Source organism: Congzhengia sp., assembly GCF_037235575.1.
GTDB lineage: Bacteria > Bacillota > Clostridia > UBA1381 > UBA9506 > Congzhengia > Congzhengia minquanensis.
The window spans coordinates 200,419-222,763 of the sequence record NZ_JAXUNN010000039.1 but is presented as its reverse complement, the minus strand read 5'-3'; the positions used below and the strand labels follow the sequence as shown (position 1 = coordinate 222,763).

The window sequence follows — 22,345 nt, the reverse complement described above, 5'->3', positions numbered from 1 at the left end:
TTAAATTCTGTAGTAGTCAAATAAATGCATCAGCTGTTCATACGTCCTTTTGTGGTCTAAGGAAATTTCACAAAACAGCTCAAATGCCAAAATGCCCTGAAGCACCAACATGCCCAAACCGTTATGAATACGCGCGCCCCTTTTCTTAGCCTCTTTTAAAAACACCGTTTCTTTCGGGTTATAAATAATGTCGCTGCACACCATGTTTTCGTGAATCAAATCCATAAAACCGCAGGGGTTGCCGCTGTCGCCGGCGCCGTGCATTCCCACAGGTGTGGTGTTGATTACAATGTCGTAATCCTTGGCTTTGTCCAGCGTATCGTAAAATATAGTTTCAGTATAGTGTTCTACCATTTCGCCGATTATATGTATTTTCTCCATGCTTCTGGACGTAATGGAAATGGATTTTGCGCCGGATTTGGCGAGCGTAAAGGCAAGAGACCGGGCAGAACCGCCAGCGCCCATCATTAAAATATTTTTATTTTTAATTTCATGTCCCTCTAATAAAAGAGACTCACAGTAACCATTCCCGTCGGTGTTAAAACCGTGCCACACGCCGTTACGGTTTACCACGGTGTTCACCGAGTTCATGTGCTGCGCCTCAGGGCAGATGTGGTCTAAATAGTCCATCACGCAAATTTTGTGGGGCGCGGTAATGTTAAAGCCACACGCTCCTATGGCTTTCACGCCCCGCATGGTGTCACCAAGCTTTTCCGGCGGCACGTCGAACGCTAAATAAGCCATGTCAATTTTGTTTTGCTCCGCCATGAAGCTATGCATGGCAGGAGACAGCGTATGCGCAATCGGCGTTCCCAAAATGCCGAACAGTTTCGTTTTATTTGTTGTTTCAATCATCGTTTTCTTTCGCCGCCTTAGCATTTTCAGATTTTGGCTTTGCCGTGTTTTTCTCTTTCACCGGAGCAATAAAGCTCACAATTTTTCCCACGGTAAACACAATGGTGCCGGACTTTTCAATGGCCACCCGCTTTCCCAGCGCCTTGCCGCCAATGGTAAGCGCCGCAACAACCGCGGTTAACACAATGGTTAAAACAAACTCACTTTTAAAATAGCCCAGGGAAAACAGCATAATGACAATTGCCGTTGTGGCGCTGCCTGAAATGATGCCCACAATGTCGCCGATAACGTCGTTACAAAAAGAGCCAACCTTGTCTGCGTTGCGAATGAGGCGCACAGCTTCTTTTGCACCCCGCACCTTTCTGGAGGAAAGGGAGTGAAACGGCGTTTCCTGCGCTGAGGTTACCGCCACACCGATAATGTCGAACAATACGCCGATGGCGATGAATATGCTCAAAATAATAAAAGCCATAATCAGGTTTACCCTGTTCATCAACCCCGACTGAATCATCTGCAGCATAGCAGAAATCACAAAGGTCACCAGAACAATTGTAACAACCCATTTACGGCCCTCTTTTTTATTTCCTGTTTTACGATATGTTTTAATTTTGTTTGCAGTTACCCGCTTATTACTACTGTCGTCAGACAATCAAAACACCAGCCTTAAATTCAAACTAAAAGTTACGCCGCAAACTGAATTTACGGCGCATACAAATCTTTATACGATAAATTTTATAAAAAAATAGGTGGCAATACTTGAGGTAAATTTTGCGGTTTAGGTTCGGTAGGCTTTCCCGACGGACTGCTGATATGTCGCCAAATCAGTGGTTTCCCTTTAACGTCCGACCTGCACGGTCTCCCTATGCAGAACCGAATCACCACTTAAGTCCGCACTACAATCCCAAAAGTATCTCATACGAACAGCCTAGAGGTTTTCCCAAACAGTCAGACTTGCTCTTAGCCTCTTTTGCAGCCATGGTTTCAAGCAGCGATAACCTTTTTGTTTTGGCCGGAACGAAAAAGGTCTGTCCGCTATCCGCCATACCCACTCAAGGCAGGCTACGCTGTCCCCAGCACGCGTGCATTGCGGCCGCTAAACCGCACGGCAGTTGCACCAAGCAACAGGTTTCACCCTGTTTCGTACCTCAGTAGGCCGCCTCAAAACGATACGGTTTTAAAGCGGGCAGATGAAGCACAAGAACAGGTCTCCACGGAAATGGGGTCGAATTTCGCATGCCATTGCGAGACGCCCCAAAGCCTTAACTCCCAGCACCAACCCCCGACTGGGCGTCGAAAGCAAGCACCAGGAACTTCATCGATGTGCCCTTCAACGGATTTTTAGGCCCGTCCTGGGAGCAAGCAGCGCTGACTAGGATACTGCACCACCGTGATTTTTTCTTTATCAAACATCATTAATATACCATAAATTTTGCTTTAAGTAAAGGCTCAATTAAAGTTTTAACAAAAATTTAAAATATGTTGTGGGTGACAATTGCCACCGCAATTCCCAGAGCCGCGCCGGCAATTACCTCTAAGGGCGAGTGCCCCACAAGCTCTTTCAACCGTTCTCCTGTAACCTCAAGCTTTTCCCTGCCAAAGTTTTCCACCAGCCGATTTAACAGCGCAGCCTGTTCGCCTGCAGCGCGCCGCACACCGGAGGCATCGTACATCACCACAAACGAAAACACTACGCAAACTGCGAACAAAGACGACGATAAGCCCTCATTTAATGCCACTGCTGCCGTTAAAGCGGTGACGAACGAGGTGTGTGAGCTGGGCATGCCGCCGGAGCCTACCAGGCGCTCAAAGTTAATTCTTTTGTCCTCAATCAACACCAGCAAAAATTTAATAACCTGGGCGCTGAACCAGCCGATGATCGCTGCAATCAAAATTTCGTTTGCCAGAAGTTCTTTTAACCACACGTTTTTTACCACCTTAAATTTTATCTGTCACGGTCTAACAAAAATTTTGAAAGATTGATTAAAAATTCTGCCTTAGCACCGTATTTTGACAAAGCGTCGACCGCCTTGTTGGTATAGTCTACAAGCATTTTTTCAGACTGCTCCAAGCCATAGATTGTAACAAAGGTCGATTTTTGGCTTGCATTGTCCTTGCCCGTTGTTTTGCCCAGGTTTTCGGCACTGCCCGCCACGTCTAAAATATCGTCTTTAATTTGGAAAGCAATGCCCAAATACCGCGCAAACTCCTCCATTACAATCAGGTCTTCCCTGCCGCCACCGCCAAGCAGCGCACCCACCTTCGCAGACGCCATAATAAGCGCCGCCGTTTTGTGCAGGTGCATGGTCATCAGCGTAATTGCGTCGATGGTTTTACCCTCAGACTCAATGTCAATCACCTGTCCGCCAATCATGCCCTCCACGCCTGCGCTGTCTGCAATTAAGGAGAGTGCCGCCAGCGTCATATTGGGCGAAACCTGGGACTGCTTTAAAATAGTTTCAAATGCCAAATTTAAAAGCCCGTCCCCAGCCAGGGTTGCAATTGCTTCGCCGTAAACCTTGTGGTTGGTGGGCTTGCCCCGGCGCAGGTCGTCGTTGTCCATGCACGGCAAATCGTCGTGGATTAAGGAATAGGTATGTATCATTTCAATGGCACAGGCAAAGGGCATAACCTTATCCGTCTCCGCTTCTAAAACCTCGGCGCATGCCAGCGCAAGCACGGGACGGATACGTTTGCCGCCGGCGTGCAGACTGTAGTTCATTGCCTTATAGATAGTTGCCTGAGGACTGTCTTTCTCCTCAAGGTATTTATGCAGACTTTTATTCACTTCAACAATTTTGGCTTCTAACGCTTCTAAAAAATCCAATTAACTGTCCTCCCCGCTGTTAAAATCTGTTGTTTTAACAGCTCCTTCTTCATTCTCTGTTAAAAGCTTTACCTTTTGCTCGGCCTTGTCAAGCTGGTCGTGGCATTTTGCAGAGAGTTTCATTCCCTTTTCAAACAGAGTCACCGCTTCGTCTAACGGAGCGTCGCCACTTTCTAAAAGGGTTACAATTTGCTCTAGTTCTGTGATTGACTCTTCAAAGGTTTTTGCCTTAGGCATGTTTCATTCCTCCCGTTTTGTCAAATCCCGCATCACGCATATAATAAAACAAATATTGCTGTGCAAAGCCCGCAAGTGGTCCGAAGGCCTCCGCCGCGAACTCCCGGGGCGTTTTTGTTTTCATGGCTTCGCCGTACAGGCTGTTTAAACAGCGTTTGACCCAAACGTCAACGGGAAAGACCTCCCGCCGTCCTAAGCCGAACAGCAAGATGCAGTCCGCCACTTTAGGCCCCACTCCGCTTATGGTGAGCAGCTTCTTTCTAGCGCTGTCTGTGTCAAGCGCTGCGATATCTGAAAAATTGCTGCTTAAAAAGGTTTCACAGGCATTTTTTATGTAATGTTCGCGGTAGCCAGCCCTTAAAAAGGATAAATCGCCTACAATCCTCTCCGGTCCGGGAAACGTAAAATAGGTTTTCCCGCCATAACTTAAACGATCTCCAAACTGCTGGCAAAGCCTTTGAATAATTCCCTGAATCCGCGGAATATTGTTGTTGGCGGATATGATAAACGATACCACACATTCCCACAAATCCTGGTTTAAAATCCGGATACCACTGCCATATTCTGTGGCATCCTTTAAACATCTGTCATGTTCCGAAAGCGTTTTCTTAATTTGACCATAATCGGTGTCAAAATCGAAATAGCCACGCCAAACATCATGAAATTCTTCTTCCGTCACATTACGAAAAACGACAAATCCGTTTTCTTTGCAAACGTTTATCACGCGGTTTCGGGCAACAGCGGTGTAACTGCCGTCTTCCTCCCTTTTCCAGCGGAAGCACTGTCCACATTCAAAAATATGCTGCGGTTCAAAGCTGCAAAGGTTTTTCAGCACAACTTGTTTTTTCATAAAGGTATCTCCTAATCGGGCCTGCCCGTAAGAACCCCCTCCTCTTTCAATGTCAGAAAGTTCAGCTGCCGCAGCGCTTCATAAAGCACAATTGCCACAGAGTTAGAAAGGTTTAACGACCTTGCGCCCTCCGCCATGGGTATGCGGATGCAGTTTTCATAGTGTTCCTTTAACAGCGGTTCCGGCAGGCCGTGGGTTTCTTTGCCGAAAACAAGGAAATCCCCGTCTTGAAATGTTTGGTCGCTGTGGCGTTTGCCGGCCTTTGTGGTGCAGAAATAATATGTTCCCGGGCATTTTTCAAAAAAGTCCGTTAAATTTTCATAATACCGAATGTCTAATTCGTGCCAGTAGTCTAACCCGGCGCGCTTTAGCTTTTTATCGTCAATCGCAAAGCCCATTGGCTTTACGATATGCAAAATGCTGCCCGTTGCCTTGCAGGTTCTTGCAATGTTTCCTGTGTTTTGGGGAATTTCAGGTTCAACGAGCACAATGTTCATTGCCATGTCTATTTTGTCCTTTCGTGTTAAAGCGATTTTAAAAACCGCTCAATCCTGCTTAAAGCGTCGTTGATGCTGGAAATGGAATATGCGTAGGAACAGCGGATGAACCCTTCGCCGCTTGCACCAAAGGCAGAACCGGGAATTACGGCAACCTTTTCTTTATTTAAAAGGGCCTCGCAAAAATCAGATGAGGTCATTTTCGTGCTTCGAATGTCGGGAAACACATAAAAAGCTCCCTCCGGCTCGAAGCAGGACAGGCCAATATTCCGAAATCCGTCTACAATTACCCGTCTTCTGTAATCGTATTCCTCCCGCATTTTCTTTATGTCCTCATCCCCCTTCTTCAAGGCCTCAATAGCCGCATATTGGCTGGTAGTCGGCGAGCACATAATAGCGAACTGGTGAATTTTAAGCATTTGCTGCATAATTTCCTTAGGCGCGGCAACATAACCCAGACGCCATCCTGTCATGGCATAGCTTTTGGAAAATCCGTTCACATAAATGGTGCGCTCTGCCATGCCGTCAATAGATACGATGGAGGTGTGTTTTCTCCCATAAGTAAGCTCGGAATAAATTTCGTCTGTTAAAATGATGATATTGGTATCTCTTAAAACAGCCGCAATTTCCTCTAAGTCCGATTTTGTCATAATGCCGCCTGTTGGGTTGTTGGGATAGGGCAAAATCAGCATTTTGGTTCTGGGGGTAATGGCGTCTTTCAGCTGTTTTGCAGTGAGCTTAAATTTATCCTCCACCTTTGTCACAATTGGCACCGGAACACCGCCGGCTAAAATGGTGCAGGGCTTGTAGCACACAAAACAGGGCTCGGGAATAAGCACCTCATCACCTGGGTTAACAATAGAACGGATTGCAAGATCAATAGCCTCGCTGCCGCCCACCGTGACCAAAACTTCGCCTTTGGGGTCGTAACTCACCTGGGTGTTACGCTCAATATAGTTTGAAATTTCTTTTCTCAGTTCCAAAAAACCGGCATTGGCTGTGTAGTGAGTTTTCCCTTTTTCCAGGGCGTAAACGCCTTCATTTCGGATATGCCAGGGGGTGACAAAATCCGGCTCGCCAACGCCTAAGGAGATAACCCCCTCCATGTCGCTGGCAAGGTCGAAAAATTTTCTAATGCCCGATGGCTCAATGGTTTTCACCACGTCAGACAAAACGCTGTCGTAGTTCATCATAGTGTAATCACCTCGCGGTCGTCTTCCATCTTGTTGTTTAAAATAACGCCCTCCGCCTTATATTTCTTTAAAATAAAGTGGGTGGCTGTGCTGATAACCTCGTCCATAGGGGCGAGCTTTTCCGCGACAAACAACGCGACTTCCTTAACCGTTTTGCCCTCAACAATTACTGCAATGTCAAATCCGCCTGAAACAAGGTAAACCGACGAAATTTCGTCATACTGGTAAATGCGCTCTGAAATGCGGTCAAAGCCCGAACCTCGCTGGGGCGTAACCTTAAGTTCAATAATGGCCGAAACCAGTTCCCGCTCAGTTTTCTCCCAGTCGATAATGGTTTTCTGACCCAAAATTGTTTGATTTTGCACACATTCGTCCAAAATTTCCTGAACATAAGCTTTGTCCTTGCCAATCATCACCGCAATTTCTTCCGGGGTTGCATGCACGTCCCGTTCAATCAGTTTTAAAATCCGTTCCTTGTCACCTATCATACCGATTACTCCCCTTCTTCGTCGTCTAAGTCGAACAAAATATAGTCATAGATATAGTCCCAGAAATTTTCTGCACTTTCAGCTGTCTTTGTGGAAAACGGCAGCAAAATGTCGCCGTCTGAAAGGTTTAATGTTTCAATTATACGGTCAAGATTTTCTTCCAGCTCCCGCTTGGAAAGCTTGTCGGTTTTCGTTGCGATTACCACCGCCATGCCGCCGGCACTTTTAATGGTATCCATCATGCGACGGTCGTCCTCAGTGGGTTTGTGGCGGGAATCCACCAGCAAAATCAACTGCACCAGCTGCTTGCGCTCGGTTAAATATTCGTTTATAATGTCGCTCAGCGCCTTTCGCTCTCCCTTGCTGGCGGCAGCATAGCCATAGCCCGGCAAGTCCACCAGCATTAGCTTTTTGTCAATGTCGTAGAAGTTAATGGTTGCAGTTTTACCCGGCGTGGCGCTGACCCTTGCAAAGTTTTTGCGGTTTAGAATTTTGTTAATCATGGAGGATTTCCCAACGTTCGACCTGCCCGCAAAGGCAACCTCGGGCATGGTCGACACTGGGTAGTGCTCCTTTTTCACACCGGACAGCAAAAAGCGCGCGTTGTGTATATTCACTTTCATAAAAAATCCTTTCAGGCGAGCGCTATGTGCAGCACTTCATTCATGTCGTGTACGGGTTTAATGTCAATGTTTTCTTTCACGACCGGCTCTAATTCGTCAATATCCTTTTTGTTTTCCCAGGGGATAATAATGGTTTTTATGCCGGCGCGGTAGGCCGCCAGAGTTTTCTCCCGCAGGCCGCCAATGGGCAGCACCCTGCCGCGGATAGTGATTTCGCCGGTCATGGCAACATCGTGCTTCACCTTTTTGCCGGACAAGGCCGACGTTAAGGCCGTTGCAATGGTAATTCCGGCAGACGGGCCGTCTTTCGGCGTGGCGCCCTCCGGCACATGAATATGAATATCCCGATTTTGATAAAACTCCCCGTCAATATCTAAATTCTCGGCGTTGGCCCGCACGAAGCTTACAGCGGCTTTGGCCGACTCTTTCATCACGTCGCCCAGCTGGCCAGTTAGCTCTAAGTTTCCCGTGCCCTGCATAACGTTCACTTCAACAGAAAGCGTGTCGCCGCCCACCTGCGTCCAGGCCAGACCGGTAACAATGCCTACCTCGTCCTTTTTGGATGCCTGTTCCCGCTCGAAAAGGTGTTTGCCAAGAAATTCTTCCATGTTTCTCGCCGTTACACGTACTTTTGTTTCGGGATCGTCCACTAATAACAGCGCAGCTTTTCTGCAAATGTTTGCAATTTTACGCTCCAGCGTACGAACGCCTGCCTCCCGGGTATAGTGTTCAATCACGGTGCGGATTGCGCCGTCGTTTATACTGATGTTGTCGTTCTTAAGTCCGTGCTTTTTCAGCTGTTTCGGCAAAAGGTAGCGTTTTGCTATGTGAAACTTTTCTTCCGACGTATAGCCCGGAAGCTCAATAATTTCCATTCTGTCCAAAAGGGGACGGGGAATGGTGTCTAACGTGTTAGCCGTAGCGATGAACAGTATGTTAGACAGGTCGAAATCAATTTCCATGAAATGGTCGCGAAACTTTGTGTTCTGCTCAGAGTCTAACACCTCTAAAAGCGCAGCCGAAGGGTCGCCTTTATAGTCCGACCCCATTTTGTCGATTTCATCGAACAGCATAAGTGGATTGTTGGTTCCTGCCTGTTTTAAAGCCGTTATAATTCTGCCTGGCATAGAACCGATATACGTTCTTCTGTGGCCGCGGATGTCCGCCTCGTCGCGGATGCCGCCTAAGGAAATGCGCACATAGGTTCTTCCCATGCTCTCAGCAATGGATTTCGCAATGGATGTTTTACCCACGCCCGGAGGGCCCACAAGACACAAAATCGGGCCGGCCATGGTACCGGTGATTTGTTTCACCGCCAAAAACTCCAAAATGCGCTCTTTCACCTTTTCTAAGCCATAGTGGTCTTTTGCCAGCACAGCTTTTGCTTTTTTTATGCTAAGTGTGTCTTTCGTAACTTTGTTCCAGGGCAGGTCGCAAACCCAAGTAAGATAGGTGCGAATTACATTAGACTCCGGGTTGCTGTAGGACATTTTCATAAACCGTTCCAGTTCCTTGTCGCACTTTTCGCGTACAGTTTCCGGCAGGTCTAATTCTGATAGCTTTTGTTTATACTCCTCCGCCTCCAGCTCAACGCCCTCTTTGTCGCCCAGTTCCTCCTGAATGACCTTCATCTGTTCTCTTAAAAAATATTCCCGCTGGTTTTTATCAATGTTGCTTTTTACTTTTTTATCAATTACGCTGTCGATTTTTGCAATTTCCGTTTCGCGGATTAAAAGTGAAATTAAGTTTTCCACACGGGTTTTCACGTCCACCGTGTTTAAAATTTCCTGTTTATCGGAAAGCTTCAATGGCAAATTCGACGCTAAGTTGTCCGCCAGACGGGACGTGTCATCAGTGTTTTGCTGGGTAAACAAAAACTCACCGCTCACCTTGCGGTTAAACTCGCGGTAGTTCATAAACTCGTCAATGAGCTTTCTTTTTAAGGCCTCGTTCTCCAGTTCTTCTTCGTCAAATTCCTCGGGCTCAATTTCATCCACCAAAGACACAAAATATGGCTTTGTTTTCAAAATTTCGCTGATTTTAGCCCGTTTTAACCCTTCCACTAAAACGCGCACCGTATTGTTGGGCATTTTTACCACCTGGGTAATTTTACAAATGGTACCCATTGTTTCAATGTCCTCCGGCGCAGGGTTTTCTATTGTTATATCTTTTTGCATCGTCACAAATGCCAACTGTTTGTTCACCATTGCATTTTCCAATGCTAAAATGGATTTTTCCCGGGCCATATCAAAATGAAGAAGCGTATTTGGGAACACCACAAGGCCGCGGACAACAATCATTGGCAAAGCTTGCGTCTGCTTCATGATTACCTGATTCATGCTTACCTCCATATATTTTGTTAAACCAGTGTATTATTTCTATTATATCACGTTTCTGTGTCAATTACAAGTTCATCCAGCTGTTTCCAGATGTCTGTGTTTTTGTCTGTCACCAAAACCTCCAGCTCACTGCCGAACCGGTTTTCCAAAAGCTGTTTTACATACCCGCAAAAAATGATTTCAGCCTGGTAATGGGGAACCTCCACCAGGGCCAAATCGTTTTCATAAGCAAACCGTGCCTGGTGATATTTCATGTCGCCGGACACGAAACAGTCCGCCCCCAGCTTCTTTGCCTCATAAATATAATCTGCCCCGCCGCCGTTAACCACCGCAATTTTGCGGATTTGTTTGTTTTCCGGGCCAATGTAACGCAAAGACTTAATATGAAACTCTGTTTTTATTCTGTCCAAAAGTTTAGAAAAAACAAGCTCGCCTTTTACATCTGCAATTCTTCCAATACCGTTTTCACCGTCTCCCTCTATGGGAACGCGGTTTTGTGTTTCGGCGATTTTGTCTAAAAACAAATCGCCCAGCCCACATTTTACGCTGTCAAAATTGGTGTGCATGGAAAAAAGCGCAATGTCGTCTTTAATCAGCGACAAAACCGTCCGTGAGACCGCGTCCTCACCCGTTATCCTGCCCAGCGGCCTAAAGATTAGCGGGTGGTGGGACAAAACCAAATCCGCCTGCTTTTCCCGGGCGTCAATGGCCACAATCTCGTCTGTGTCTAAGGTAACAAGCACCTTCCGAATTTCTTTTTCTTTCTCTCCAATTAACAGCCCGACGTTATCATAGCTTTCCGCCAGGTGCGGCGGCGCAGTCAGATTTAAAAAGTCTATAATGTCCGTTAATTTTACCATAACGTGCAGGCCTCCTTAATTTTATTCATTTCATTTCGCAAAAACAAAAACCATTCCCGCTTTTGGGCTGCTTCCTCACCTTTGGCAAATTGTAATGAAGCAATTGCACGGCCTAACTCATACATCTTTCCGTCTAATAACTCCGAAAGCAGCGGATCACGGTTTTCTATTAATTTTTCCCCTATGTAATAATGAATTTCCTTTTCAATTCTCATTTGTCCCCGGACAACTGACATAATGGTATATATTTTGTTCTCTTCCTTCGCCAGACACTCGTCTTGAATGAAAAATCCATTTTGCTCTAAAAATTTTCTGGTTTCTTCAATGGCAGTCATCGGCTGGAGAACATAGTGTTTTATTGAGGAATAAAGATGCGCTGCATTCTCTAAAATCTGGTTGATTAAAATTCCGCCCATTCCGGCAATCACCACCGTGTCCGCCTCATTCGGCTCCAGAGCCGCCAGTCCGTCAGACAGTTTGGTACGGATTTTTGTTTCTAAGCCAAATTTCCTGATATTTTCTTCTGCCCGCAAAATCGGACCCTGGTTAATGTCCATTGCCACAGCACCCGGGCAAACGCCGTTCTTTACAAGCCAGATGGGAATATAGGCATGGTCTGTCCCCACGTCGGCCACTGTTGCGCCGCAGGAAACAAACCCAGCCGCGAACATGAGCCTGGGCGTCATCATTTTGTTAATATCCATGCTTAAAAGTTGCTTCCGTTCCAACCCCAGTGGGCAACTTCTTCATATTTCACATAGGTGTTTGCGCCGTCGATGCCCAATTCTTCCTTTAATATATCGCAAATTTGTTTTGTAAGCATTGTTAAATGCTCCCGGTCAGACGTTCCGAACAGCTTCACTTCCACAAAGGCCATAGGTTCGCCGGTTTTTCCTCCGAAATACATGGTGGCGTCCCCTTCAAAGCCCAGCATCAAATGTGCCTCAGACTTTCCGGGAATGGTGGTAATGGCCGTTCCAAACCGTTTTGCAAGAGCGGCTTTTTTCTCCTCTGTAAGCGTCTTCGTTGTCTTTGTTCCAATATATGGCATGTTTATCCACTCCTATTCGATTATCATGAAAACAGTATAGCATAATAAAAAAAAAGTGTCAATAAAGTTAAAATACTGTTTACATTTCGGCAATTTTATTGTATAATAAAACAAATTTCATTAATTTTTGTTGGAAAGGTGTGTTCTCTATGCAAAACAGCGACCAGCTTCCCCGCGCGTGGGACGAATTGGTAGAAAAACTAACCTATATGCCGGCCATTGTGAAAACCATTGAAAAAATTCACGACACCAACTGGTCGATGACTGCAAACCGCCACGACCATTTTGAAATGGTTTATATTAAAAAAGGGACTGCTGTTTTTCAGATTGAGGGGATCGATGTCAGCATGACGCCGCATTCCATTGTCATTATCAAGCCCGGCAGGTCGCACAAGTTTGTGGTGAAGTCTGACGTGTGCGAGTTCATTGTGCTGAGCTTTACCTTTAAAACCCAGAAAAATGAGCTTGACAGCCACGTGTCGCTTACGGATTTTATTGAATATATTGAAGATGAGGCCACCGGCGATTACCTACATCTAACGCTTTCTAAGAAAAACGACATTGTTCACGTAATGAACCGAATTTTAAGGGAGCGCATGAAATATCAGGTTTGGGGCGATTTTTTAAGCTGTTTGTTAATTATTGAGCTGTTTGTGCTCCTTTCCCGTACTCTTAAGCAGGAGTGGGAACAGAGTGCAAAAAACCGTAATTTAAAGCTTCACGAGCTGTTAGGCATTGCAAAGGAATATATCGACAACAACTACGACAAGGATTTGACGTTAACTCAAGTTGCCAAATATATTTATCTTTCCGACAGTTATTTTGCGCATTCTTTTAAAGATAAATTCGGAATCAGCCCCAAAAGTTATATTTTAAAGGTGCGCATTGAGGCAGCAAAGGAATATTTGCAGAATACCGACGTAAAAGTGGCGGACGTTGCAAAAATGGTTGGGTTTTCCAGCCAGCAGCGGTTTAATGATATTTTCAGAAAGCACGAGAACGTAACGCCGCTGTCTTACCGTCAAAAGTGTAAGATTGACCGTTTAAACGTAAGCGACTATCAAAACCGCATTCCGCCGAAAGACGCCGAATAGCAAGAAAAAAGCCGCCCTATAAAAAGGGCGGCTTTTTTGAACTTCTCTAAAATTAGAACTGTTCCCTATTCTGATTTTTGTTCTGATTTTGATTGTTCTGGTTTCTGTTTTGGTTGTTGTTCTGGTTATTTTGGTTCTGATTCTGGTTCTGGTTATTCTGGTTTCTGTTTTGGTTGTTGTTCTGATTCTGATTGTTCATTTTTTTCCTCCCAAAGCTTGGTTAAAGTATTATTTGAGCACACTTTTGCGCTCAATACTATTATGCAAAATACGCTTTGGAATTATACGAAAAAATTTTTTAAATCAAATTATTTTGTCAAAACCTGTTTTTCCTGCCCCGGTCGTACGACCGCAAAATCAGCTCCACAAACTCCTCGTTATCCTTTGTACGGATTAAGTTGTTAATCAGCTGTTCCGTCACGTCCTGGGTAGTTTGACTGGAAAGCTCCCGGCGAACGGCCCAAACCGCCTCAAGTTCCTTTGGCGTTTGCAGCAGTTCTTCTTTTCTTGTGCCGGATTTGTTGATGTCAATGGCAGGGAAAATCCGTTTTTCCTGAAGCTTTCTGTCTAAGTGCAGCTCCATATTGCCCGTACCCTTAAACTCTTCAAAAATCACGTCGTCCATGCGGCTGCCCGTTTCAATCAGCGCGGTAGCCAAAATGGTGAGACTGCCGCCGTTTTCTATATTTCTTGCCGCGCCGAAAAACTTTTTCGGTTTGTGCAGGGCACTGGGGTCAAGCCCGCCTGAAAGCGTTCTGCCCGAGGGAGGCACAGTTAAGTTATATGCCCGGGCAAGCCTGGTAATAGAGTCTAACAGCACAACAACGTCTTTATTCTGCTCCACCAGACGCTGGGCGCGTTCTAACACAATTTCGGCCACCTTTGCATGGTGTTCCGGCACCTGGTCGAAGGTGGAATATACCACGTCGCCGGAAATTGACCGCTTCATGTCTGTCACTTCCTCAGGTCGCTCGTCAATTAAAAGCACAATCAACGTAATTTCCGGATGGTTTGCTTCAATGTTGTTGGCAATATTTTTTAATAGCGTTGTTTTACCGGCTTTCGGCGGGGCAACAATTAAGCCCCTCTGCCCTTTTCCTATGGGGGCTATTAAATCCACCAGCCGCATGGCATAGTCCCTCTGGTTGTTCTCCAGCCGGATTCGCTCTGTGGGAAAAATGGGTGTTAAATATTCAAAAGGCTTGCGGCGAATTGCTTTGTCAGGTGTGTCGTCGTTCACATGCTGCACAAAAATCAGCGCCGGAAACTTTTCCTCCTCTTTCGGCAGGCGGGCAATACCCGTCACCTTGTCGCCGGTTTTTAAGTTAAACCGGCGGATTTGCGTAGGCGAAACGTAAACGTCTTTCGGCGTAGAAAGGTAGTTTTCCCCGCGCAGAAAGCCAAATCCATTGTCCGGCAGCACCTCTAAAATCCCGCCTACGATATTGTCGGAGCCGGAAACAGTGAGCTCCGGGCGCTTTTGCCCGGCCTTTTTAGCAGGTGCCTTGTTTTCCTGTTTTACTGCACCATTTTGTTCAGTTTTTGAGGCTTCCGCAGTGACTGTTGTTTCCACCGTTTTCTCAACCGCTTTTACCTCCGTTTCAGCAGAAGGGCAGGCTTTTGGCGTTTCCGAAATGGCCGCAATCAGCTCGTCCTTTTTATATTTGGTAATATTTTTTATGCCAATTGCTTTTGCGATTTCACGCAAATCCTGTAATTTTTTATTTGATAAATCCATAAATTCCTCCGATATGAAGTTTAAAATAAATGTAAAGCGGGATAGTAGTTCATGCTAAGAAAAGAAAATTTAAGATAAAGTTTGACAATAACAAATTCAGAAGCAAAATAACGGTTTCCGCAGCGCAAAACGCTGCGGAACACACATTTATCGTTTAAGCTTAAATTTTGTAGGTGAAATTATATTTGTCTTCAATTGCGCCTTTCTGCATTCCGGTGATGGTGTCATACAACATTTGCGAAACCTCTCCGATTTCGTTGTTGTTAATCACCATTTTCTCGCCCTTATAGCAAAGCTCGCCCACAGGAGAAATGACAGCGGCGGTTCCGGTGCCGAACACCTCTTCTAACTTGCCGTTTTTATAAGCCTCGTGAACCTCGTCAATAGAAATTTTGCGTTCCGTAACCTTGTAGCCGCTTCCCCTTAACACCTCAATTACCGAGTCCCGGGTAATGCCGCCTAAAATGCTGCCGTTTAAAACAGGTGTTACAACTTCGCCGCCGATTTTAAAGAAAATGTTCATCGCGCCAACTTCTTCCACATACTTTTGCTCCACACCGTCCAGCCAGAGCACCTGGGAATACCCTTTCTTTTCTGCAACTTCCTGGGCCTTTAAGCTGGCAGCGTAGTTGCCGGCTGTTTTCGCCGCGCCGATACCGCCGCGCACTGCACGGACATATTCGCTCTCAACCCAAATTTTAACAGGAGAAAGTCCGCCGGCATAGTAAGAACCCACAGGGCTTAAGATAACAATGAATTTATATGTATGGGACGGGTGAACGCCCAGCGCGTTGTCTGTTCCGAATACAAAGGGGCGGATGTAGAGAGATGTTCCCTCGCCCTCGGGAATCCAGTCTTTGTCCAGCAGAACAAGCTGGCGAATTGCGTCAACGGCAAAATCTTCATCAATCTGCGGAATACAAAGCCTGTCGTTCGACCGGTTCATGCGCTTCATATTTTCATACGGCCGGTATAAAAGCACACCGCCGTCAGCGCCTTTGTAAGCTTTTAAGCCTTCAAAAATAGACTGTCCGTAATGAAACACCATACAGGAGGGCTCAAACTCAAACGGGCCGTAAGGAATTATTCTTGCGTCGTGCCAGCCCTTTTCCACACTATAGTCCATAACGAACATGTGGTCTGTAAAATATTTTCCGAAACCTAAGGCGTTTGCAGCCGGTTTCTCTTTCGGTGTTGTTGTTTTCACAATTTTAATTTCCATTTTAAAGCCTCCATATTTTTTTATCTGTTATTCATTATACATCTGTTGAATTTCATTGTCAAACAGGAATTAGCCTTTATAGATAAAATCCAAAAGAACATTATCATTATACATCACTTTAGCAAATTCCGAGTATTTTATTGCACGGGAAAGAGCCCCGTCCGGTGCCATAGATGCAGCAAATGTCACAAAAGCCAGCAGCACATAAACGAAAAGCAAACCGCGAAACAAACCAAACAACGCTCCCAAAAGAGAGTCTCCCCAGCCAATGATAGGGAGCTTGTGAATGAGCCCCGCCGCACCGGCGACAATCATCAGCAGAAACCGCGCCAGCACAAACACGCAGAGCATGCTGACAAGCTTTACAACAGATGATGCAACCGTGTCTGCAACAGAAGACACAACCGCGTCGGACGCTGTGTCAATGTTCTTTTCCAAATGATTTGTAAAGTCCCTCGGTAAATTGAGTTTGCCTGTTCCGAAATCAGACAAGCGGCCGGTATTCTCCTGGGGAACCTGAATCACGGCGGCGGTGTTGTCATATACCGTGTCGTAAACAGGAGTTTTCATAATCAGCTCCGCGGCATATGGGTAAAGCGTCATAGCCAAAATGAGCGAAATTACCATTGCCGCAAGGCCCGTAACGGTTCTTAAAAATCCCTTTTTGAAGCCGAATAATATGGATAAAACGATAATCAGAAGCACAGCAAGATCTAAATAGTTAATGCTCACAGCGCGCCTCCTTTGCAAAAAGTTATGTAATTTTAAAAATATATGCCCCGTTGGCCGTGAAGCCCACGGCGGTGGACACCCCGCCGATAAAGCTCAGGCTGTCGATGTCAATTCCCGGGTCAATCAGCTTTTTTTCACGGCCGGAAAGGTCCACCGTGTTAATCAGCCTGCCGCGGCTGATGGCAATGGTGTCCTGTGCAAAATCAATATAGTCAATTTTATAGTCCAGCTCATAGGTCCCGATTTGCTTGCCTGCGGTGTTATAGGATTCAATGTCATACCGCTTGCCAGTTAAGGCCGACTCGGAAAACGCCATAACAATATTGGCGTTGCTGGTTTTATATGTAATCAGCGTTTTTCCGTTATAAGGGATTTCCGCCGTTTTCTCGCCTGAAACGCGGTAAACGCAGGCTTTCGAGTCACCCACGCAGAACACATAGGTTCCACGGATTTCCACCGCGGCAATGAGCTCGTTTTCATACTCCTCCGTGGCAATGGGGTCTGCAGCTGAAATATTGTAAAACGACAAAACCGATTTCATTTTGCCTTCCTGTGTGTCTAAAGTTGAAATGATAATGTTTTTGTTGTTGTCCGCAACTGAGGCGCTTAACACAAACAGGCTTCCCGAATTCCAGACAAACTGTTCTTCCCCCTTGGTATTATACACCGTCACGTCCCGCTTATGCATGTCCCCCTGGGTTACCAGCACGCAGTAACCCGAGGCATTGACCGAAACGTCCACCAAAGCGCCTTTCGTAACAATGGTGTTTTTTAAATCGGTGCCGTTTAACAGATAAACGTTGTTTCCACCCACGTCGCCAACAATAACGTATTTTCCGTTGGATTTTACCACGGGTTCTGACGTAACAATGGCAATTTCAGCCTTTTGCTTTCCGCTGCTGTCGCAGACTGTAACTTTGTCTACGTTCACAAAATAGATATACTGGTCGGTAACGACGTGTTTATAGTTCTCGCCGGCGTCCAGCGAAACCTCCACCTGCTTTGCCTTTTTCTGCTGGCTCTCTGAAATGGCCGGCGGCTTGTAGCCGAAAAACCGGACGGCGATTTCCCTGCTGACAAACAAAATCAGCAAAACGCCGGCAACAATGAGCAGCGCTATGATAATTTTTTTGATAATGGAATGTTTCATATCCCGCTTTCCAGCCTTTCCAGCCCACTTTTTAAGCTAAGCTGCGCCGCTGTGGGCTTATTTTAGCGCAGCGTTTTATTCATATTCAATCTCATAAAGCATAAGCCCCTCTGGAGGTGCGGTAATACCTGCACGTTTGCGCTCTTTCGACAAAATAATTTGTGGAATTTCCTCCCAGCTTAAAAAGCCCCGTCCCACGCTGACCAAAGTTCCGGCAATAATCCGAACCATGTTATATAAAAACCCGTTTCCGCGGATTTTCATGGTAATCATATCGTCCTGCCTGGTGAGGGAGCACTCATAAATTTCTCGTTCAAAGGTTTTGGCCTGCGCGCCTTTGGACATGAAAGCCGAAAAGTCGTGTCTGCCCAGAAAAAACGGCGTACACTTTTGCATATTTTCAAAATTAAGCGGATATTTAAACCGCCAAACATAGGGCTTTTTAAACACGTCGCCATAAACGGACGTATCAATTTGATAAACATAGGTTTTCGATTTTGCGCAGTATCTTGCATGGAACGCCTCGTCACATTCCTTGATGGACTTAACCCGGATATCCTCCGGCAAAACAGCGTTCACACCGGACAAAATTCTGCGTTCTTCCAAATCCGTGTCAAAAAAGGCATTGGCTGTGTAGTTTAAGGCGTGCACGCCTGCATCTGTCCTGCTGGCTCCGATAAACGACACATCTTGCCGCAAAATAGTGGAAAAGGCTTTTTCAAGCTCCTCCTGAATGGTAACTGCGTTTTTCTGCACTTGCCAACCGCCGTACCGCGCACCGTTATACATCAGCGTAATTTTATGGTTCTGACTCATAGTTCCTCCATCAGAAAACAATGTCTAAGGTAATAACCGCCGCAAAAAACAAGGCAAACACCAAAAAGCCCCAAAGGTCTGTTATGGTAAAGCGGATTTCTTTGAGCCTGGTGCGGGAGTCACCGCCCCGGTAGCACCGGCTTTCCATTGCAACGGCCAGCTCGTCAGCACGGCGAAACGCGCTGATAAACAGCGGCACTAGCATGGGAATAAGCGATTTCGCGCGCTTTATCAGCGAGCCGGTGTCAAAGTCTGCCCCCCGGGCCTGCTGTGCCTTAATAATTTTGTCGGTTTCTTCAATTAAGGTTGGAATAAACCGTATGGCAATGCTCATCATCATGGCAAGCTCATGCGCCGGAAACCCAAGCTTAGAAAAGGGCTTTAACAGCTTTTCAATCCCGTCTGTCAGCGCCATGGGCGAGGTGGTGTAGGTCAGCGCGCTGGAGGCAATGATTAACAGAACCAGCCGAAGCGCCATTTTCACCGCCATAATCACGCCCTCCACCGTCAGGCCGATAGAATGGCCGAACACCGGCAGGTCGCGGCCGTCGGTTAAAAACATGTTCAGCACGGCGGTAAACAAAATGATGAACAAAATAGGTTTTAACCCTTTAAAATACATATTCACAGGCACTTTTGAAATTTTGACAATGAACAAGGTGAACAAAATAATCAAACAGTAGCTGTAAAACGATTGTGCCATAAATATGGTCACAATATCTAAAATCAGAAGCAAGATTTTCGTTCTTGAATCCAGCTTGTGAAGCTTGGAGTCAATGGGAAAATACTGTCCCAAAGTGATGTCTTTAAGCATTTCCCGTCCCCTCTTTTTGTTTGTTAAAATAAACCATCAGCGCCGCTTTTGCCTTTTCCACCGTGTAGATATTTTTGCTTAAAGGCACGCCGCGTTTGATAAGCTCGTCCACCAAAAGGTGCACCTGGGGCACGTTTAAGCCCATTCCCCGAAGCTCGTCACCATGAGCGAACACCTCAGAAACGGGGCCGTCCATCGCCACGCGGCCCTGGTTCATCACAATCAGGCGGTTTACCAGCTTTGCCACGTCCTCCATAGAGTGGGAAACTAAAATTACCGTCATTTTGCTTTTTAAATAAATGGATTTCACCTGAGTTAAGATTTCCTCGCGGCCAGCGGGGTCTAAGCCTGCAGTGGGCTCGTCCAGCACCAACACCGACGGGTGCATAGACAGCACGCCGGCAATGGCCGCCCGCCGTTTCTGTCCGCCGGAAAGGTCGAAAGGGGACTTCTCCATCAAATCGTAAGAAAGGCCCACATAGTTCATGGCTTCTTTTACCCTCTGCTCTATCTCCTCTTTTGAAAGTCCAAGATTGGCCGGGCCAAATGCAATGTCTTTATAAACGGTTTCTTCAAACAGCTGGTGCTCGGGATACTGAAAAACCAGCCCCACCTCGCACCGCAGTTTTTTTAAGTCTTCGCCCTTTGTGGTAGTTTCACGGCCATTCACCACCACACTTCCGCCATGAGGTTTTAAAAGGCCGTTTAAATGCTGAACCAGGGTCGATTTGCCTGAACCGGTGTGGCCGATTAGGCCAATAAACTCCCCATCGTTTATTTCAAGATTAATATTGTCCAGTGCTTTGCGCTCGAAGGGGCTGCCCTGCATATAAACATAATCCAGTTTTTCAATTTTAATGCCCACGCTGTGCCACCTCCAGATATTTCATAATTTCATCGGCACATTCCGTAACGGTTAAAACGTCAAAATTTATGGGAATTCCCGCTTTATTCAGTCCGTAGGCAAGCTCTGTCACCTGGGGTACGTCGAGCCCCAGTTCCTTTAACGTTTTCACCTGGGAAAACACCCTGTGGGGCGTGTCATCCATCACAACTTTTCCCTCGTCCATTACAACCACACGATCTGCCCGGGCGGCTTCATCCATATAGTGGGTAATGAGCACAATGGTCATGTTCTCCTCGTTTTTCAGCTTTAAAATGGTTTCCATAACCTCACTGCGGCCTTTTGGGTCTAACATGGCGGTGGGTTCGTCCATCACAATGCACTCCGGGTGCATGGCAATGGCCCCGGCAATGGCAACCCGCTGCTTTTGCCCGCCGGACAAAAGGTGGGGCGCATGTTTGCGGAACCGATACATGTCTACAATTTTCAAAGCTTCGTCCACTCGCTGCCGTATTTCCTGTGACGGCACACCCAAATTCTCCGGTGCAAAGGCCACGTCCTCCTCCACCACGGTGGCAACAATCTGGTTGTCGGGGTTTTGAAACACCATACCTACGCGCCGACGGATTTCCCACAGCATTTCTTCGTTCTTTGTATTGAAACCATCTACATACACATTGCCGGCCACAGGCATCAGAAGCCCGTTGCAAAGCTTGGAAAACGTAGACTTTCCGCAGCCGTTGTGACCCAAAACGGCCACAAACTCACCTTTGCGTATGTTCAGGTTTAAGTCTTTGAGCACAAATCTGCCGTCACCGTTTTCCGAACCGTATGTATATGAAAGATTTTCGGTGGTTATCATTCTCTATCCCCTTACTTGTCCGTTTCCATAAATAATATATTTGCACGAGGTCAGCTCTTTTAACCCCAGCGGTCCCCGGGCGTGGAGCTTTTGTGTGCTGATTCCGATTTCCGCGCCGAATCCAAACTCAAATCCGTCGGTAAACCTGGTGGAAGCGTTCACATACACCGCCGCCGCGTCGATTTCGTCTAAAAATTTCTGTGAAGCTTCATAATTTTTTGTAACAATGCTTTCTGAATGCTTGGTGCCGCAGCGGTTTATGTGACGAATTGCCTCGTCAATCCCGCTGACAACTTTCACAGAAAGAATAAAATCGTTATATTCTGTATAGTAATCCTCCTCCGTGGCCAAAACCGCCTGAGGAAGAATTTTTACCGTCTTTTCGCATCCGCGGATTTCCACGTGAAAAGGCTTTAGCCCCTCCGCAATGGCAGGGAGCGCGTCTTTTGCAATTTCTTCGTCCACCAAAAGGGACTCTGCCGCGTTGCACACCGAGGGCCTGCTTGTTTTTGCGTTTACTGTAATCTCTCTCGCCATGGCGATATCCGCGCTCTTTTCCACATAGATGTGGCAGTTACCTGTTCCTGTTTCAATCACCGGCACGGTGGCGGTTTTTACAACGGCCCGAATGAGTCCTGCGCCGCCGCGGGGAATCAAAACGTCGATATATTCGTTTAACCGCATCATCTCAGCAGCAGTTTCCCTGGACGTATCCTCCACCAGCGAAACGCTCCCTTTTGGAAAGCCCGCGCCGTCTAGCGCTTCGTTCATAATATCAACTAAAATCTTATTAGAATGAAACGCCTCGCTTCCGCCCCTTAAAATGCAGGCATTAGAAGTTTTAATGCACAGCGCCGCCGCGTCAACAGTAACGTTCGGCCTCGCCTCATAAATAATTCCGATAACGCCTAAGGGCACACGCTTTTTGCCAATCATCAGGCCGTTGGGGCGTTTTTCCATGCCGGTGACTTCCCCCACCGGGTCGGGCAAAAGCTCAACCTTCCTCACTCCGTCCGCTATTTGAGCAATGCGGTCTTTCGTGAGCTTCAGCCGGTCTGCAAACGATGCTTTTGCAGGGTTTTTCAAAAGCGTTTCTAAATCCTTTTGATTTTCTGCAAGAATTTTATCTGCATTGTTCTCCAAGCTGTCAGCAACGGCCAAAAGTGCCTTCGATTTTTTTTCCTGACTCATGGCCATCAACGCAAAGCTGGCCTGCTTGGCCGCCTGACCCTGTTTTTTTAAATCATACATAAAAG

Annotated in this window: 25 protein-coding genes; 1 reads left to right on the top strand and 24 read right to left on the bottom strand. The window is 46.5% G+C overall.

The features are described from left to right. From aroE to WIG73_RS10560, 14 genes are all read right to left on the bottom strand, one after another. Positions 1 to 855: a shikimate dehydrogenase gene (aroE, locus tag WIG73_RS10625; protein ID WP_337400511.1), complete on the bottom strand. Its 855-nt coding sequence runs from the start codon at positions 853 to 855 to the stop codon at positions 1 to 3. Further along, positions 848 to 1,504: an Mg2+ and Co2+ transporter CorB gene (locus WIG73_RS10620; protein WP_337400510.1), complete on the bottom strand. Its 657-nt coding sequence runs from the start codon at positions 1,502 to 1,504 to the stop codon at positions 848 to 850. Before WIG73_RS10620 ends, aroE begins: the two co-directional genes overlap by 8 nt. Before the next feature lie 820 nt (positions 1,505 to 2,324). Then, positions 2,325 to 2,777 (bottom strand): divergent PAP2 family protein, encoded by a 453-nt coding sequence (locus tag WIG73_RS10615; protein WP_177680448.1) that lies wholly within the window; start codon positions 2,775 to 2,777, stop codon positions 2,325 to 2,327. 20 nt (positions 2,778 to 2,797) lie between these two features. Next, complete coding sequence (locus tag WIG73_RS10610; RefSeq protein WP_249310752.1) at positions 2,798 to 3,679, bottom strand: polyprenyl synthetase family protein; 882 nt, start codon at positions 3,677 to 3,679, stop codon at positions 2,798 to 2,800. Beyond that, entirely contained in the window at positions 3,680 to 3,916 is a 237-nt protein-coding gene (xseB, locus tag WIG73_RS10605) for an exodeoxyribonuclease VII small subunit (protein WP_337400508.1), read from the bottom strand. Beyond that, positions 3,909 to 4,766 (bottom strand): DNA glycosylase, encoded by an 858-nt coding sequence (locus WIG73_RS10600; protein ID WP_337400506.1) that lies wholly within the window; start codon positions 4,764 to 4,766, stop codon positions 3,909 to 3,911. The genes xseB and WIG73_RS10600 overlap by 8 nt, the downstream gene beginning before the upstream one ends. Positions 4,767 to 4,777: 11 nt before the next feature. Further along, positions 4,778 to 5,269, bottom strand: coding sequence for a tRNA (uridine(34)/cytosine(34)/5-carboxymethylaminomethyluridine(34)-2'-O)-methyltransferase TrmL (gene trmL, locus WIG73_RS10595; protein WP_249310758.1), 492 nt, complete (start codon positions 5,267 to 5,269; stop codon positions 4,778 to 4,780). 20 nt (positions 5,270 to 5,289) lie between these two features. Further along, on the bottom strand, positions 5,290 to 6,453 hold the full coding sequence (locus WIG73_RS10590) for an aminotransferase class I/II-fold pyridoxal phosphate-dependent enzyme (protein ID WP_337400613.1): 1,164 nt from the start codon (positions 6,451 to 6,453) through the stop codon (positions 5,290 to 5,292). After that, on the bottom strand, positions 6,453 to 6,944 hold the full coding sequence (locus WIG73_RS10585) for an Lrp/AsnC family transcriptional regulator (RefSeq protein ID WP_249310759.1): 492 nt from the start codon (positions 6,942 to 6,944) through the stop codon (positions 6,453 to 6,455). The genes WIG73_RS10590 and WIG73_RS10585 overlap by 1 nt, the downstream gene beginning before the upstream one ends. Before the next feature lie 5 nt (positions 6,945 to 6,949). Beyond that, the gene (gene yihA / locus WIG73_RS10580; RefSeq protein ID WP_249310760.1) at positions 6,950 to 7,567 is read right to left on the bottom strand and encodes a ribosome biogenesis GTP-binding protein YihA/YsxC; all 618 of its coding nucleotides are present in this window, start codon (positions 7,565 to 7,567) and stop codon (positions 6,950 to 6,952) included. Between the two features lie 11 nt (positions 7,568 to 7,578). Beyond that, the gene (gene lon / locus WIG73_RS10575) at positions 7,579 to 9,906 is read right to left on the bottom strand and encodes an endopeptidase La (protein WP_337400505.1); all 2,328 of its coding nucleotides are present in this window, start codon (positions 9,904 to 9,906) and stop codon (positions 7,579 to 7,581) included. 47 nt (positions 9,907 to 9,953) lie between these two features. Then, a complete protein-coding gene (locus tag WIG73_RS10570) occupies positions 9,954 to 10,766 on the bottom strand; it encodes a Nif3-like dinuclear metal center hexameric protein (protein ID WP_177680454.1) in 813 nt (270 codons plus the stop codon). Further along, a complete protein-coding gene (locus WIG73_RS10565) occupies positions 10,760 to 11,470 on the bottom strand; it encodes a class I SAM-dependent methyltransferase (RefSeq protein WP_337400504.1) in 711 nt (236 codons plus the stop codon). The genes WIG73_RS10570 and WIG73_RS10565 overlap by 7 nt, the downstream gene beginning before the upstream one ends. A 2-nt stretch (positions 11,471 to 11,472) precedes the next feature. Further along, entirely contained in the window at positions 11,473 to 11,817 is a 345-nt protein-coding gene (locus WIG73_RS10560) for a phenylpyruvate tautomerase MIF-related protein (RefSeq protein ID WP_177680456.1), read from the bottom strand. 149 nt (positions 11,818 to 11,966) lie between these two features. Here WIG73_RS10560 and WIG73_RS10555 point away from each other — a divergent pair, with 149 nt between their 5' ends. After that, a complete protein-coding gene (locus WIG73_RS10555; protein WP_177680457.1) occupies positions 11,967 to 12,911 on the top strand; it encodes a helix-turn-helix domain-containing protein in 945 nt (314 codons plus the stop codon). Positions 12,912 to 12,963: 52 nt separating this feature from the next. On the opposite strand, the gene WIG73_RS10550 is transcribed toward WIG73_RS10555, so the two are convergent. The 10 genes from WIG73_RS10550 to WIG73_RS10505 all read right to left on the bottom strand — a co-directional run bounded on the left by WIG73_RS10550 (position 12,964) and on the right by WIG73_RS10505 (position 22,340). Continuing rightward, the gene (locus tag WIG73_RS10550) at positions 12,964 to 13,110 is read right to left on the bottom strand and encodes a hypothetical protein (RefSeq protein ID WP_249310767.1); all 147 of its coding nucleotides are present in this window, start codon (positions 13,108 to 13,110) and stop codon (positions 12,964 to 12,966) included. Between the two features lie 117 nt (positions 13,111 to 13,227). Then, positions 13,228 to 14,649: a transcription termination factor Rho gene (rho, locus tag WIG73_RS10545; protein ID WP_337400503.1), complete on the bottom strand. Its 1,422-nt coding sequence runs from the start codon at positions 14,647 to 14,649 to the stop codon at positions 13,228 to 13,230. A 160-nt stretch (positions 14,650 to 14,809) separates the two neighbouring features. Next, positions 14,810 to 15,871: a branched-chain amino acid aminotransferase gene (locus tag WIG73_RS10540; protein ID WP_249310771.1), complete on the bottom strand. Its 1,062-nt coding sequence runs from the start codon at positions 15,869 to 15,871 to the stop codon at positions 14,810 to 14,812. Positions 15,872 to 15,940: 69 nt separating this feature from the next. Beyond that, the gene (locus WIG73_RS10535) at positions 15,941 to 16,603 is read right to left on the bottom strand and encodes a CvpA family protein (RefSeq protein WP_337400502.1); all 663 of its coding nucleotides are present in this window, start codon (positions 16,601 to 16,603) and stop codon (positions 15,941 to 15,943) included. Between the two features lie 22 nt (positions 16,604 to 16,625). After that, on the bottom strand, positions 16,626 to 17,753 hold the full coding sequence (locus WIG73_RS10530) for a DUF5711 family protein (protein WP_249310775.1): 1,128 nt from the start codon (positions 17,751 to 17,753) through the stop codon (positions 16,626 to 16,628). Positions 17,754 to 17,828: 75 nt separating this feature from the next. Continuing rightward, positions 17,829 to 18,569: a tRNA pseudouridine(38-40) synthase TruA gene (gene truA, locus WIG73_RS10525; RefSeq protein WP_337400501.1), complete on the bottom strand. Its 741-nt coding sequence runs from the start codon at positions 18,567 to 18,569 to the stop codon at positions 17,829 to 17,831. A 10-nt stretch (positions 18,570 to 18,579) separates the two neighbouring features. Continuing rightward, the gene (locus WIG73_RS10520; protein WP_337400499.1) at positions 18,580 to 19,383 is read right to left on the bottom strand and encodes an energy-coupling factor transporter transmembrane component T; all 804 of its coding nucleotides are present in this window, start codon (positions 19,381 to 19,383) and stop codon (positions 18,580 to 18,582) included. After that, on the bottom strand, positions 19,376 to 20,248 hold the full coding sequence (locus WIG73_RS10515; RefSeq protein ID WP_337400497.1) for an energy-coupling factor transporter ATPase: 873 nt from the start codon (positions 20,246 to 20,248) through the stop codon (positions 19,376 to 19,378). Before WIG73_RS10515 ends, WIG73_RS10520 begins: the two co-directional genes overlap by 8 nt. Further along, entirely contained in the window at positions 20,238 to 21,089 is an 852-nt protein-coding gene (locus WIG73_RS10510) for an energy-coupling factor transporter ATPase (RefSeq protein ID WP_177680466.1), read from the bottom strand. The genes WIG73_RS10515 and WIG73_RS10510 overlap by 11 nt, the downstream gene beginning before the upstream one ends. 3 nt (positions 21,090 to 21,092) lie before the next feature. Further along, on the bottom strand, positions 21,093 to 22,340 hold the full coding sequence (locus tag WIG73_RS10505) for a glutamate-5-semialdehyde dehydrogenase (RefSeq protein WP_337400495.1): 1,248 nt from the start codon (positions 22,338 to 22,340) through the stop codon (positions 21,093 to 21,095). Between the last annotated feature and the right edge of the window lie 5 nt (positions 22,341 to 22,345).